The organism is Pseudomonas sp. IT-P176, from assembly GCF_949767245.1.
In the GTDB taxonomy this organism is placed as follows: Bacteria; Pseudomonadota; Gammaproteobacteria; order Pseudomonadales; family Pseudomonadaceae; genus Aquipseudomonas.
Window position 1 is genome coordinate 36,377 of the sequence record NZ_CATKPN010000037.1, and the last position, 13,696, is coordinate 50,072.

10 protein-coding genes are annotated in these 13,696 nt (G+C 65.6%); all 10 read right to left on the minus strand.

The genetic code is table 11. The annotated features are described in order from the left end of the window. Nucleotides 1–3: 3 nt before the first annotated feature. Entirely contained in the window at nt 4–1,650 is a 1,647-nt protein-coding gene (locus ACM6IP_RS09865; RefSeq protein ID WP_414861385.1) for an ABC transporter ATP-binding protein, read from the minus strand. A gap of 2 nt (nt 1,651–1,652) precedes the next feature. Continuing rightward, complete coding sequence (locus tag ACM6IP_RS09870) at nt 1,653–2,492, minus strand: ABC transporter permease (protein WP_095170268.1); 840 nt, start codon at nt 2,490–2,492, stop codon at nt 1,653–1,655. 3 nt (nt 2,493–2,495) lie between these two features. After that, nucleotides 2,496–3,455: an ABC transporter permease gene (locus ACM6IP_RS09875; RefSeq protein ID WP_401129772.1), complete on the minus strand. Its 960-nt coding sequence runs from the start codon at nt 3,453–3,455 to the stop codon at nt 2,496–2,498. Between the two features lie 165 nt (nt 3,456–3,620). Next, entirely contained in the window at nt 3,621–5,222 is a 1,602-nt protein-coding gene (locus ACM6IP_RS09880; protein ID WP_095170266.1) for an ABC transporter substrate-binding protein, read from the minus strand. Between the two features lie 106 nt (nt 5,223–5,328). Next, complete coding sequence (locus ACM6IP_RS09885) at nt 5,329–6,744, minus strand: aldehyde dehydrogenase family protein (RefSeq protein WP_414861386.1); 1,416 nt, start codon at nt 6,742–6,744, stop codon at nt 5,329–5,331. Next, nucleotides 6,737–7,927: a pyridoxal phosphate-dependent aminotransferase gene (locus ACM6IP_RS09890; RefSeq protein ID WP_095170264.1), complete on the minus strand. Its 1,191-nt coding sequence runs from the start codon at nt 7,925–7,927 to the stop codon at nt 6,737–6,739. The genes ACM6IP_RS09885 and ACM6IP_RS09890 overlap by 8 nt, the downstream gene beginning before the upstream one ends. Before the next feature lie 30 nt (nt 7,928–7,957). Further along, complete coding sequence (locus ACM6IP_RS09895; protein WP_095170263.1) at nt 7,958–9,565, minus strand: 5-guanidino-2-oxopentanoate decarboxylase; 1,608 nt, start codon at nt 9,563–9,565, stop codon at nt 7,958–7,960. A 10-nt stretch (nt 9,566–9,575) separates the two neighbouring features. Then, the gene (locus ACM6IP_RS09900; RefSeq protein WP_414861387.1) at nt 9,576–11,675 is read right to left on the minus strand and encodes an acetate--CoA ligase family protein; all 2,100 of its coding nucleotides are present in this window, start codon (nt 11,673–11,675) and stop codon (nt 9,576–9,578) included. 19 nt (nt 11,676–11,694) lie between these two features. After that, nucleotides 11,695–12,855 carry an acyl-CoA dehydrogenase family protein gene (locus ACM6IP_RS09905; protein WP_095170261.1) on the minus strand — a complete coding sequence of 387 codons (1,161 nt, stop codon included), beginning with the start codon at nt 12,853–12,855 and terminating at the stop codon, nt 11,695–11,697. A 40-nt stretch (nt 12,856–12,895) separates the two neighbouring features. Continuing rightward, nucleotides 12,896–13,687: an enoyl-CoA hydratase/isomerase family protein gene (locus tag ACM6IP_RS09910; RefSeq protein ID WP_414861388.1), complete on the minus strand. Its 792-nt coding sequence runs from the start codon at nt 13,685–13,687 to the stop codon at nt 12,896–12,898. Nucleotides 13,688–13,696: the final 9 nt, after the last annotated feature.

The window sequence follows — 13,696 nt, forward strand, 5'->3', positions numbered from 1 at the left end:
TCCTTAGACGTCTGCAAGCGTCGGCGTTGAAGGGTGTGCAGCGCGCGTGGCCAGCAACCGGTCGAGCCAGTCGGGGTCCATTTGCGGTTCGGATGAAAACAGCAGCCCGGTGTAGTCCTGGTGCGGCGGGGTAAAGATGGCATCACGTGAGCCGTGGTCGACCACCCTGCCCCTTTGCATCACCAGCACCTCGTCGGCAATCGCCCGCACCGTGGCCACGTCGTGGGTGATGAACAGGTAGGCGACGCCGAGCTGTTGTTGAATACGGTTGAGCAGTTTCAGTACACCCTCGGCCACCAGTTGGTCGAGGGCCGAGGTCACTTCGTCGCAAATGATCAGTTGCGGATCGGCCGCCAGCGCCCGGGCGATGCAGATCCGTTGTTTCTGCCCACCGGACAGTTCCCGGGGCTGGCGCTCCATGAACGTCGCCGGATCGAGTTCGATCATCTCCAGCAACTCGGCCACGCGGGCGCGCATGGCCTTGCCCTTGAGCCCGAGGTAAAACGTCAGCGGCCGGCCGATGATGTCGACGATGCGCTGGCGCGGGTTGAGCGCCGTGTCGGGGATCTGGTAGATCATCTGGATCTTGCGCAGTTGCTCCTTGCTGCGCTGGCGAAAATCCGCCGGCAGCGGCTGGCCGTCGTACAGCACCTGCCCGGCCGTCGGTGGCAGCAGGCCGGTGATCAAGCGCGCAGTGGAGCTTTTGCCGCTGCCGGATTCACCGATCACCGCCAGCGTCTGGCCACGGTACAGGCTCAGGGATACGTCGTGCAGTACCGGGTGCTGACCATAGCTGGCGCAGCTGTTGCGCAATTCCAGCAACGGCTGTTCCTGCTGCGGCAAGGGCTTGGGTTCGGTGCGAAAACTGCGCACCGCCCACAGCGACTTGGTGTAGTCCTGCTGCGGGGCGTCGAGCATTTGCCGGGTCTGGGCCTCTTCCACCAGCTTGCCGTGGCGCAGCACCATGATCCGGTCGGCCATCTGCGCCACCACCGCCAGGTCGTGGCTGATGTAGATCGCAGCGCTGCCATACGTTGCGACGGCGTCGCGGATCGCCGCCAGCACCTCGATCTGGGTGGTGACGTCCAGGGCCGTGGTCGGCTCGTCGAAGATGATCAGGTCCGGATGGCAAGCCATCGCCATCGCGGTCATGACCCGCTGCAACTGGCCACCGGAGACCTGGTGCGGATACCGCTGGCCGATCTGCTCGGGGTTGGGCAGGCGCAGCACCCGATACAGTTCGACGGCTTCGGCCATGGCTTGCGCGCGGCTGATGCCGGCGTTCTGCACGGCGGTTTCGACGTGCTGGTCAATCAAGCGATGGGCCGGGTTGAACGACGCCGCGGCACTCTGCGCGACATAGGCGATGCGCAGCCCCCGCAGTTTGCGCAGGGTCTCGGGCTTGGCGGCCAACAGGTCGATGCCATCGAACTGCAGCGATCCGCCGGTAATCCGGCAGCCATCGCGGGTGTAGCCCATGGCGGCCAGGCCGAGCGTCGACTTGCCGGCCCCCGACTCGCCGATCAGGCCCAGCACCTCGCCCCGTTGCAGGGTCAGGTCGATGCCCTTGATCAACGGGTGCCAGGCGTCCTCGTAGTGACCTTCGATGTGCAGGTTGCGAATTTCCAGCAGCGCTTTGGCAGTATTCATCTTCAGCATTCCTTGAGACCGCTGGATTTGTGCAGCATCCAGTCGACGACGAAGTTGACGCTCACCGTGATCAACGCCACGGCCAGGGCCGGCAGCAAGGGACTGATGTCACCGAAGGTGATCAGCACCGCGTTGTCGCGCACCATGCTGCCCCAGTCGGCCGTGGGCGGTTGAATCCCCAGGCCGAGGAACGACAGCGCGCTGATGAACAGGAACACAAAGCAGAACCTCAGGCCGAACTCGGCAATCAGCGGCGCCGCGGCATTGGGCAGCACCTCGCGGGTCACCAGCCACCACAGGCCTTCACCCCGCAGCCGCGCGGCCTCGACGAAGTCCTGGACCACCACGTTCATCGCCACCGCGCGGGACAAGCGAAAAACCCGGGTTGCATCCAGCAGCGCGATCACCAGCACCAGCGAGGTGGCCGTGGTGCCCACCACGCTGAGGATCAGCAAGGCAAAGATCAGTTGCGGGATGGCCATCAGAATGTCCACCACCCGCGACAGGCCCTGGTCAACCCAGCCGCCCTTGATCGCCGCCACCAGCCCGCTCAAGCCGCCGAGCAGGAACGCCAGCAGCGTAGTCAGGAAGGCAATCCCCAGGGTATTGCGGGCACCGTAGACCAGGCGGCTGAACATGTCGCGGCCCAGGTTATCGGTGCCCAGCAGGAACTCGCCGCCCCAGGGCGCGAAGCCCTCGCCCACCACCTGGGTTTCACCGAACGGCGCCAACAGCGGGGCGAACAGCGCCACCAGGACATACAGCACGATCACCAGCAGGCCGAACTGGGCGCTAAGCGGCGCCCGGAGCGGTGCCCGGAGCAATTGTTTAAGCAGGCTCATGGTCTACCCCTTCGGATGCATCAGGCGTGGGTTACTGGCAATCGACAGCACGTCGGCGCTGGTATTGAGCAGGATGTAGGTGGCCGCGAAGATCAGGCTGCAGGCCTGCACCACCGGAATGTCGCGTTTGGCCACCGAGTCCACCAGCAACTGTCCAAGACCGGGATAGACAAACACCACCTCGACCACGACTACCCCCACCACCAAGTAGGCCAGGTTCAGCGCCACCACGTTGACGATCGGCGCCAGCGCGTTGGGCAAGGCGTGGCGAAAGATGATCCGCGACGGGCTGATGCCCTTGAGCCGGGCCATTTCGATGTAGGGGCTGGCCAGCAGGTTGATCAGCGAGGCGCGGGTCATGCGCATCATCTGCGCGATCACCACCAGGCTCAGGGTCGCCACCGGCAGCACCGAGCGCTCGAGGATGGTGCCCAGCGAGGCGTCTGGAGCCAGGTTGGAAATACTCGGGAACCAGTTCAGTTTGACCGCGAACACCAGGATCAGCAGGTAGGCCACGAAGAACTCGGGAAACGACACCGCACTCAAGGCCGAGGTGTTGAGCAAACGGTCGAACCAACTGTTGCGATACAACGCCGCGAGCATGCCCAGCAACAAGGCCAGCGGCACCGAGACCAGCGCCGCCAGCAGCGCCAGGCTGAAGGTGTTGCCCAGGCGGCTGCCGACCAGCTCGGCGATCGGCCGCTGGTTGGCCAGCGAAACCCCCAGGTTGCCCTGCAGCAACTGCCAGATCCAGTGGCCGAAGCGGGTCAATGGCGGCAGGTCCAGGCCCAATTGCGCGCGGTAGGCCGCCACGGTTTCCGGGGTCGCTGACTGGCCGAGCATGGCCTCGGCGATGTCACCGGGGAGCATGCCGACGGCGAGGAAGATGATCACCGATACGGCGAACAGCGACAGCAGGCCCAGAGCCAGGCGCTGACCCAACAGCTTGAAAATACTTCTCATCGTGCGGTTCCTTATTCTTCTACTGTGGGAGCGAGCGCCCGCTTGCGGCTTGCTCGCGATGGCGGCGGTCCATTCAACATCAATGTTGCCTGACCAATTGCTATCGCGAGCAAGCCGCAAGCGGGCGCTCGCTCCCACAGGGATTTTCATCGCTTCGAGAATTTCTTACGCCTGCCACCAGCGCTCGATCACCCGCAGCCCGTCCAACTCGCCATACGGCGCGGTCTGGCCGCCGTGGCTGACTCGCTTGGAACGGGCCGCCACGGAGCTGGCGAACAACGGCACGATCGCCCCGCCGTCGTCGCGGCACAGCGCCTGCATTTCGTTGTACATCTCGCGGCGCAGCGGCTCGTTCATCTCGCCCCGGGCGGCATTGAGCAACTGGTTGAAGCGCGGGTTATCCCAGTGGGTTTCGTTCCAGGCCGCACCCTTGGCGTACCCGATGCTGAACATCCGGTCGGCGGTCAGGCTGCTGTACCAGAACGAGGTGGTGAAGGGTTGCTTCATCCACACGTTGGAGAAAAAACCGTCGGCTGGCTCGCGCACCACGTCGATGTCGATCCCGGCGGCTCGGGCCTGCTCCTTGAACAGCACCGACGCGTCCACGGCCCCGGTGTAGGCTGCATCGGACGCTTGCAGGCGTACCTTGAGCGAATCCATACCGGCCTTCTTCAGGTGGAAACGCGCCTTGTCCGGGTCGTAGGTGCGTTGCTCCAGCGCGCTGTTGATGAACCGGCTGCCGGGCTGGATCGGGTGGTCGTTGCCCACCAGGCCATAGCCGTAGAGCACCGAGGCCAGCAGGGTTTCGCGGTTGATCGCGTGCTTCATCGCCAGGCGCACGTCGTTGTTCTGGAACACCGGGCTGTCGGTCAACATGGGAAAGGTGTAGTGCTGGGCGCCCTTGGTTTCCTCGATCACCAGGTTGGGGTTGCGCTTGAGCAGCGCCACAGTCTTGAGGTCGACTTTGTTGATCACGTCCACCTGGCCGGTCACCAGGGCGTTGACCCGCGCGGCGCCATCGGCAATGGCGATCAGTTCGGCGCTGGCGAAGTGCGCCCGGCCGGGTTTCCAGTAGTCGGGGCTGCGCTCCAGGGTCATGCGCACGCCCGGTTCGAAGTCCTTGAGTCGATAGCCGCCAGTACCGACCGCAGACTGCCAGTCCGGCAGACCGTCCTTGCTGGGCATGATCACCAGGTGGTAATCGGCAACCACATAGGCGAAATCGGCGTTGCCCGAGTGCAGTTCAAACACCACGCTGTCCGGGCCCTGGGCGCTGACCTTGGCGACATCGCCGAGCACGGTCTTGGCCGCCGATGTCGACTTCTCGCCCAGGTGGTGCTGGATCGAGGCCACCACATCGTCGCTGTTCAGGCTCTTGCCATTATGGAAGGTCACGCCCGGGCGCAACTTGAAGGTCCAGACCCGTGCGTCCGGGCTCGACTCCCAGCTCAGCGCCAGTTCCGGAATGGCGCTGCCGTCGACGGCGATTTCACTCAAGGTGTTGTACACCGCCGAGAACCCGACAAAGGTGAAGGTGTCGCTCCAGGAGCCGGGATCGCGCGAGTCGGTGGTGCTGCCACCGGCCAGGCCCAGGCGCAGCACGCCACCGGGCTTGGGGGTCGCCTCCTCGGCAAATGCGCCAAACGGCAAACCCATGGAGCAGGCACCGGCCATGGCGGCCGCAGCCGCGCTGTACTTGAGGAAGTCCCGGCGCGGGAAGCTATGTGCATGGATCGCTTGAGTAATTTTGTTGTTGTTATCGCTCATTGCATGGCCTCTGATCAAAAGCTGCGTTGTTAATCGATTACCGGTCCAACTCCACGCAAGGCACCGGGCCATGGCCCGGTGCAAACACCCTGTGGGGCGTCAACCGTCACACCTGGATCGCCTTCACTTCGACGAATTCATTGAGCCCCTCTTCCCCCCATTCCCGGCCATTACCGGATTGTTTATAGCCACCGAACGGCGCCTGGTAATTGAACGCCGCGCCATTGATAAAGCACTGGCCCGCGCGCAGTTGCCGGCCCAGGTGCAACGCGCGCTCAGCACTGCCGGCCCAGACCGCGCTGGACAGGCCGAACGGCGAGTCATTGGCGATCTGCAACGCGTGCGCTTCATCGGTGTAAGGGATCAGGCACAGCACCGGGCCGAAGATCTCTTCCTGGGCGATGCGCATGCGGTTGTCGACATCGGCGAACAGGGTCGGCGTGACGTAGTAGCCCCGCTCGAACGCCGACGCGTGGTCACCGCCGCACACCAGCCGCGCACCTTCCTGCTGGCCGAGCCGGATGTAGTCCTGCACGGTGCGCCGTTGCGCCGCCGAGCACATCGGTCCGAGAAAGCTCTGTGGATCCAGCGGATCACCCATGGCCAGGCCAAGGGTTTGCTCGCGTGCCAGTTCCACCGCCTCGGCGTAACGACGGGCGGGCAAGAGCATGCGCGTCAGGGCGGTGCAGGTTTGGCCGGAGTTGATCATCACGTCCTGTACGCCGTACTGCACGGCAGCGGCCAGGTCGGCGTCCTCGGCGATCAGCAGCGGCGACTTGCCGCCCAGCTCCAGGCACACCCGCTTGACCGACGGTGCGGCAGCCTGGGCCACGCGCACTCCGGCGCCAGTGGAGCCGGTGAACGACAGCATGTCGACATCCGGGTGCTTGGCCAGGGCCTCGCCGACTTTCGAACCCGGCCCGCTGACCAGGTTGAACACCCCGGCAGGCAGGCCGATGGCCTCGACCATCTGCGCCAGCAGGAACGCGTGCAGCGGAGTTTCCTGGCTCGGCTTGACCACCACCGTGCACCCGGCGGCCAGGGCCGGCGCCAGTTTGCCCAGCAGTTGATGCAGCGGGTAATTCCACGGATTGATGAAGGCACAGACACCCACTGCTTCTCGGATCACCAGGGAGTTGCCGACCTCACGGACCTGATCCATCAGGCCCGCCAGCTCCGCGTATTGCTCCAGGCCAATGATCGGCCCGTCGACTTGTACCGAGCGGCACCATTGCACCGGCATCCCCAGTTCGCTGGTGATCACTGCCGCCATCTCGTCCGCCCGCAGCCGCAGTTGCTCGGCCAGCGCGCGGATGTAGCCGGCACGCACACTGGAGGCGGTACGTGACCAGGGACCAAACGCCCGCCGCGCCGCAGCCACGGCCAGTTCGACGTCACGCTCATCGCCCAGCGGCACGCGGCCGGCGAGTTCTTCGGTGGCCGGGTTGATCACCTCGGCCACGCCCTGCCCCGACGGGGTCAGCCAGCGGCCATCGATGTACAGCGAACAGTGTTCAAGCATGGGCTTGGGCCTCCATCAATTCATGGGCACAACGGGCGATGCGCTGGCAGGCCTCGCGCAGTTGTTCGCTGTCGACCACCAGGCCCAGGCGGATATGCCCGGCGGCACTGGGGCCAAAGGCTTCGCCGGCCAGCACCGAGACGCCGTGGCGATCCAACAGGCGGTCGGCAAACGCCTGGGCGCTGAGCCCAGTGGCGCGGATATCGAGCATCACGAACATCCCGCCATCGGGTTTCAACGCCCGCACCCCGGGACAATCGGCCAACACTGCGCAGACCAGATCACGGCGCTGGCGATAGGCCTCGCGCATCGCCGCCAGTTCTGGCAAGTGGTTGTCGAGGGCGACCACGGCGGCATCCTGGACGAAATCCGGCAGGCCATAGAGCATGCACAGCGCAAGGTTTTCCAGGTGCGCAGCCAGCGCCGGTGGCGCCACCACCCAGCCGATCCGCCAGCCGGTCATCGCGTGGGATTTCGACAGGCTGTTGAGGGTCGCCGTGCGCTCGGCCATGCCCGGCAGACTGGCCGGACTCACGTGTTCGCCGTCAAACAGCAGCTCGCTGTAGACCTCGTCGGAAATCAGCCACAGGTCATGGCCGATGCACAGTTCGGCCAAGGCTTGCCAGGTGCTTCTCGGCAGGCTGGCCCCTGAAGGGTTGTGCGGGCTGTTGAGCGCCAAGGCCCGGGTGCGCGGGGTGATGCGCGCGGCGACGTCTTCGGGCATCACCCGAAAGCCGTTCTCGGAGCGCACCGGCACCGGGATCACCACCGCGCCGCAGGCACCGAATACGGCTTCGTAGGTGACGTACATGGGCTCGGCGACCAGTACTTCATCGCCCGGGTTGAGCACACACTGGGCCACGCTGAACAGCGCACATTGGGCGCCAGCCAGGACGATCACCTGTTCAGTGGTGACTGCCTGGCCACTGCGCGCCTGGTGCCGACGGGCGATGGCGTCACGCAGAGTGCGTTTGCCGCGCACGTCGGCGTAGTGGGTGTTGCCCGCCAGCAGGCTGTCGATGGCGGCCTGGACGATAGGGGCCGGGGTATCGAAATCCGGGTCGCCCACCGACAGCAGCAGAATGTCTGCGCCCTGCTCGCGCAAGGCCAGTGCACGGTAGTGAATATCCCAGGCGGCGGCGCCGTCGCCGGCGATACGTTGGGTCAGATCGGAAAAACGCATGGTCCTGCCTCCGTCAAACAAACCATCAAGTCAATGAGCGCAGGCATGCTTGAGCTCGATCAGGGTGACGCCGTTGCGTTTGAAGCCGTGGCGCAAATCGGTCTGCAACTCGGCCAGGCTCTGCGGCTGGCTGACGGTGCAGCCGAATGCTCGGCCGAGGGCGGCAAAGTCCGGATTGCGCGGCAGCACGCCGATCGGCTCGATGTCCAGGCTCAGCATGTCGTCGCGGATCTGGCCCAGGGCGTCGTTGTTCCACAGCAGCACCACCAGCGGGCTGTCCAGCTCCTCGACGGCGGTCGCCAGTTCCTGGGCGGTGTAGAGGAATCCACCGTCGCCCACCAGCACCAGGCCCGGACGCTGCGGTGCGCCGAACTTGGCGCCGATCCCGGCGGGCAAGCCATACCCCAGGGTGCCGTAGCCTGTGGGGTGCAACCAACTGCGCGGGGCCAGGCTGGCGAAGGCGTAGTTGCCGGTGTAGGCCAGTTGGGTCATGTCGGTGCTGATAAAGGCGTTGTCCGGCAGTTCGGCGCCAATGCGCTGCAAAATCGCCTGGTGGATCGACTGCAATGGGCCGTGACCGGCCTGCACCGCTTCGCGCAAGGCGGCGACGGCGGCAATCGCCGCGCTGGCGTCGCGCGGGCCGGACGGCAGGCGTTCGAGCAAGCCGTCCAGGGTTTGCCGGGCATCGCCGTGCAAAGCCACGGCACAGGGGTAGAAGTCGTTGAATTTGCGGGGGTCGATATCGACTCGCAGCAGCTCGGCATTCAACGGCAAGCGCTCGCGCCAGAAGTCTGTGTCGGCCATTTCCGTGCCTACTGCCAGCACCACGTCCGCCTCGGCGATCAACTGCCAGCCCGGCTCCACGCACAACGACGAGCCGGCGTTGAGTGCTGCCTGCGGCGGCAACAGACCCTTGCCGGCGACACTGGTGAACAGCGGCGCGGCCAGCCTGGTGCTGAGTTGCTGCAGTTGCGCGCTTGCGTCCAGGGCGCCGCCTCCGGCGATGATCATCGGCCGTTTGGCAGCGTTCAATTTGCTCACTGCCTGGTCCAGGGCGCTGGCGCACGCGGCGCCACGTCCGGGCCGCACCACCACGTCCTGGCTCCAGTCGCGGGACACCGGTGCCGACAAGACGTCCAGCGGCACGGAAATGTGCACCGGGCGCGGCCGCTCGCTGTCGAACACCGCGTAGGCGCGGGCAATCAATTGCGGCAGGTCGTCCGTGCTCAAGGCTACGGCCGAGAACGCGGTAATTGGCGCTGTCATGGCGCGCTGATCCTGGGTTTCGTGCAGGCAGCCCCAGCCCTTGCCGAGGCTGGCGGTGTGGTTGACGCTGGAGATCACCAGCATCGGGATCGAGTCGGCATAGGCCTGGCCGATACCGGTGGCGGCATTGGTTACCCCGGGGCCGGTGATGATGAAGCAGACTCCCGGTTTGCCGCTGACCCGCGCGTAGCCGTCGGCCATGAAGCTGGCGCCTTGCTCATGCCGGGTCAGGACGTGGCGGATGCCGCTGCCGGGCAAGCCGCGATAGAGCTCCAGGGTGTGTACCCCGGGAATGCCGAACACGGTGTCGACCCCGTAGTTGGCCAGCAGGCGAACCAGGGCCTGGCCACCGGTCAATGGTGTGGTGTGCATGTGTTTATCCTCACGCATGGCCGAGGCGAATCAACGCATCGACCGCGGTCGTGCCGTGGGCACCGACCAACAATGGGTTTACATCGAGTTCCAGCAACTGCCCGGCGTTTTCGCAGGCGTAGTCGGCCACCGCGCGGATCGCGGCCACCAGTGCCTCGAGGTCCGCCGGCGCACGGCCACGAAAGCCCTGGAGCAAGGCTGCACTGCGCAAACTCAGCAGGGCATTGCGAATCGCCCCCTCGGTGGTCGGTAGCAGCAGGCTGCGACTGTCCTTGAGCAATTCCACCAGGACCCCACCGGCACCGATCACCAGCGCTAGGCAAAAGTCGTTTTCGCGCTTGATGCCGACAATCAACTCCGCCAGCGGCGCGCTGGCCATGGGTTCCAGCAGCACCTGATCGAAGACCACGCCAGGGGCGTAGGCGCCAATGCTGGTCGCCATGTTGCTCAGGGCGGCCGTCAAGGCGGCGGCGTCCTTGAGGTTGAGCGCCACGGCCCCGGCCTCGGTCTTGTGCGGCAACTCGGCGCTGAGCGCCTTGAGCACCAAGGGGTAACCCAGGCGTTGGGCATCCTCGAGGGCCTGCGCTACGGTGCTGCGCACGCCATTCGGTACCGGCAGGCCAAAGGCCCGCAGCGCCTGCTTGGAGTCCCATTCATTGAGCAGCCGGCCCGTCCCCGCCAGCGGCTGCGGACAGAGCGGCAGCAACGCTGATTCACCCAGGGCCAGCAACGCCTGGCGGTTAGCCTGGTAACCGGCGATCCGGCCCCAGGCGGCCAGGCCGTCTTCCACCCCTTGCAAAGCAGCTACGCCCTGGGCATGCAAGCGCTCGCGTGCATGGGCCGGCAGCAGCTCGGGGAAAGCCGAGGTGACAAAGCCAGTCTTGCCGTGGCGCACCAGTGCCTGGCAGTACAGCTCCAGCAACAGGTCGCACTCCTTGCGCTCGCCGGTGAACTGGGCGGGGTAATCGAGCACCAGCATGGCCGCGTCGGCTTCAGTGCGCAGGGCACTGTCGAGCATCCGGTTGAGGGCCTCGCCATCGCCCCAGATGGCAGTGGTGAAGTCCAGAGGATTGACCAGGTTGGCGTAGCTGGGCAGGACCTGCGCCAGCTCGGCGGTTTGCCCCGCGTCGAGTTTGGGCAGGCGCAGGTCGTTACGTTCGGCGTAGTCGGCAATCAGCCCGGCATCGCCGCCGGAACAGGCCAGCGCAATCAGGCTGTTGCCCGTTGGCAAGCGACCGCAGGCCGCCGCCTTCAGGGTCTCGACGAAGCTCACCGGGCCACTCACCCGAATCACCCCCAGGCGCGCAAACAGCGCGTCGTACAGGGCATCGGAACCGGACAGCGAGCTGGTGTGACTGAGCGCCAATTCGGCGCCGATCTGCGACACCCCGGTTTTCAGGACGATCACCGGGATGCCCTGCTCCAGCGCCTTGTGCGCGGCACGGGCAAAGGCCGGGACGTTCTTCAGACCTTCCAGGTGCAGGCCGATGGCGGTGACTCGCGGTTCGTCGAGCAACACGTCCATCAACTCCGCCACGCCCAGTTGCGCCTGGTTGCCCACCGATGCCATGTAGGCCACCGGCAGCGAGCGGTCGCTCATCGACAGGTTGTAGGCGAAATTGCCGCTCTGGGTCAGCACGGCCACGCCCCGCTCCACCGCCTTGCCGCCATGGGCCACCGGCCACAGCGCGCAGCTGTGCAGGTAGTCGAGCAAGCCGTAGCAGTTGGGGCCGAGCAAGGCCATGTCACCGGCAGCCTCAAGCAGTTGCTGTTGCAGGGCCTGGCCCTCGGCGCCGGTCTCGGCAAAACCGGAGGCGTAGCAGATCGCCCCGCCCGCGCCCTTGGCGGCCAGTTCGCGGACGCAGGTCAGGGTCAGTTCACGGTTGGTGGCGATGAACACCGCGTCCGGCCCACAGGGCAGATCGCTGATCTGGCGGACGCACGGCACGCCTTCCAGTTCGTCGTGTTGCGGGTTGACCAGCCACATCTGGCCGGCATATCCGCCTTCGGCGCAGCGCTTGAGGGCGCGAGCCATGCTGCGCCCGCCGACAAACGCGACGTGGCGTGGGGCGAGCAGGCGCTTGAGGTTGTCTCGAATCGTCAGGGGCATGGGGGTTCTCCGGGACCGATCAGCGCAGCAGTGGCCGCAGCAGCTCGCGGGAAATGATGTGCCGCTGGATTTCCGAGGTGCCTTCCCAGACCCGCTCGATCCGTGCGTTGCGCCAGATGCGCTCGACCACACACTCATCCATCAAGCCCATGCCACCGAAGATCTGCACCGCCTCGTCGGCGACCTTGCCCAGGGTTTCGCTGGCGAACAGCTTGGCCATGCCGGCTTCGCCATCGGTCATGCTGCCCTGGTCCATCTTCCAGGCGGTGTGCAGGGTCAACAACTCGGCCGCACGGATCTGCGTGGCCATGTCCGCCAACTTGAACGAGATACCCTGGTAGGTGCCGATCGGCTGGCCAAACTGCTTGCGGTCTGCGGCCCATTGCAGCGAGACGTCCAGCGCCCGCTGCGCCTGGCCGACACAGTTGGCGGCAACCATCACCCGCCCGGCGGTCAGCCAGGCATTGGCCACGTCCCAGCCCTTGCCGACTTCACCCAGCACCTTGGAGGCTGGCACGCGGCAGTCGTCGAAGAACATCTCGTAGGTGTGGTAGCCACGGTTGCTCACGCATTTCGGGCCGCGGCGGATGGTCATGCCCGGGGTATTGCGGTCGACCAGGAACGAGGTCACGGCGTTGCGCGTACGGCCGTTATGCTCGTAGGTGTCGGTCACGGCAAACACGATGGCGAAGTCGGCGTGCCCGGCGTGGCTGATGAAGTGCTTGCTGCCGTTCAGCACGAAGTCGTCGCCGTCCCGTACCGCGCGGGTCTTGATCGAGTTGGCATCGGAGCCGGCACCCGGTTCGGTGAGGGCGAAACAGTCGATTTTTTCGCCCTGGATGCACGGCAACAGATAGTCGTTGATCTGCTGGCCGGTGCACGCCATGAGGATCTTCGAGGGACGTGCGACGAACACGTGCAGCGCCCAGGAGACCTTGGACAGCTCCCGCTCGATCAGCGCCTGGGACAGGTAGTCCAGGCCGCCACCGCCCACCTCTTCCGGCATGTTGAACGCATAGAAGCCGGCGGCGATCGCCTTGCCGCGAATCTGCGCCGCCAGTTCGGGCGATACTTCGTCGGCGCGGTCCACCGCCTCTTCATAGGGCAGCAGTTCCTTGGTGACAAAGCTGCGTACGGCGTCCACCAACATTTCTTGTTCTTGGGTCAGTTGGAAATTCATGCTGCTACCTGTTGTTCGTGTGCTGAATGAGGTGGGGGCGTTAGCGTCCGATAAACCGCGCCGGGCGTTTCTCGGCGACGGCGCGCAGGGCTTCGCTGGCGTCTTCACTGCGCCCGCACAGCAGGCCGGCGGCCAGTTCGGCCTGGAGTTGTTGCGCCAGGCAACGGTCAGCGCCTTCACGCATGAGCTGCTTGGCCTGGGCGAAGGCAAAGGTCGGTCCATTGGCCAGACGCGTCGCCAGTTGCGCGGTGACGCTGTGCAGTTGCTCGTCGGCGCAGACTTCGCCCACCAGCCCCGTGGCCAGGGCCCGTTCGCTGCCCCACAGCTCGTCAAGGAACAACAGGCGCTTGGCCTGCTCACTGCCAATCAGGCGTGGCAAGTGCCAGCTGGCACCGGCATCGGGCGAGTAAGCCATGCTGGTGTAGCCGGCCTTGAAGCGCGCCGATTGCCCGGCGATGCGCAGGTCGCAGCACAGGGTCAGGTCCATCCCGGCGCCCACGGCGGTGCCGTTGATGGCGGCAATGGTGGGTTTTTCCAGGCTGTGCAGGCGGTTCATCAGGGCATGGGCGGTTTCGGTCCAGCCGTAGCTTTCCAGGGCTCCCCGCGCCTCGGCGGCCGCCCATTCATCAAGGTCGGCACCGGCGCAGAAACTGCGGCCACTGCCGGTCACCACCACCACCCGCACCTGCGGGTCGGCGTTGTAGCCATCGAGCAAAGCGTGCAGGTATTTCAGGGTCGGAATGTCGAGCGCGTTGCGCTGGGCGGTGCGATTGAGGGTGATCCAGGCAACGCCGGCTTCAACCTGGCTGAGCACGGCAGAATCAGTAGTCATGGGAATCCT

Excerpts from the sequence above, each read along its gene's own strand:
- ACM6IP_RS09880 (WP_095170266.1), bottom strand. The coding sequence starts at position 5,222 with ATGAGCGATAACAACAACAAAATTACTCAAGCGATCCATGCACATAGC.
- ACM6IP_RS09890 (WP_095170264.1), bottom strand. The coding sequence starts at position 7,927 with ATGCGTTTTTCCGATCTGACCCAACGTATCGCCGGCGACGGCGCCGCC.
- ACM6IP_RS09910 (WP_414861388.1), bottom strand. The coding sequence starts at position 13,687 with ATGACTACTGATTCTGCCGTGCTCAGCCAGGTTGAAGCCGGCGTTGCC.
- ACM6IP_RS09900 (WP_414861387.1), bottom strand. The coding sequence starts at position 11,675 with ATGCCCCTGACGATTCGAGACAACCTCAAGCGCCTGCTCGCCCCACGC.
- ACM6IP_RS09875 (WP_401129772.1), bottom strand. The coding sequence starts at position 3,455 with ATGAGAAGTATTTTCAAGCTGTTGGGTCAGCGCCTGGCTCTGGGCCTG.
- ACM6IP_RS09865 (WP_414861385.1), bottom strand. The coding sequence starts at position 1,650 with ATGAATACTGCCAAAGCGCTGCTGGAAATTCGCAACCTGCACATCGAA.
- ACM6IP_RS09895 (WP_095170263.1), bottom strand. The coding sequence starts at position 9,565 with ATGCACACCACACCATTGACCGGTGGCCAGGCCCTGGTTCGCCTGCTG.
- ACM6IP_RS09885 (WP_414861386.1), bottom strand. The coding sequence starts at position 6,744 with ATGCTTGAACACTGTTCGCTGTACATCGATGGCCGCTGGCTGACCCCG.
- ACM6IP_RS09905 (WP_095170261.1), bottom strand. The coding sequence starts at position 12,855 with ATGAATTTCCAACTGACCCAAGAACAAGAAATGTTGGTGGACGCCGTA.
- ACM6IP_RS09870 (WP_095170268.1), bottom strand. The coding sequence starts at position 2,492 with ATGAGCCTGCTTAAACAATTGCTCCGGGCACCGCTCCGGGCGCCGCTT.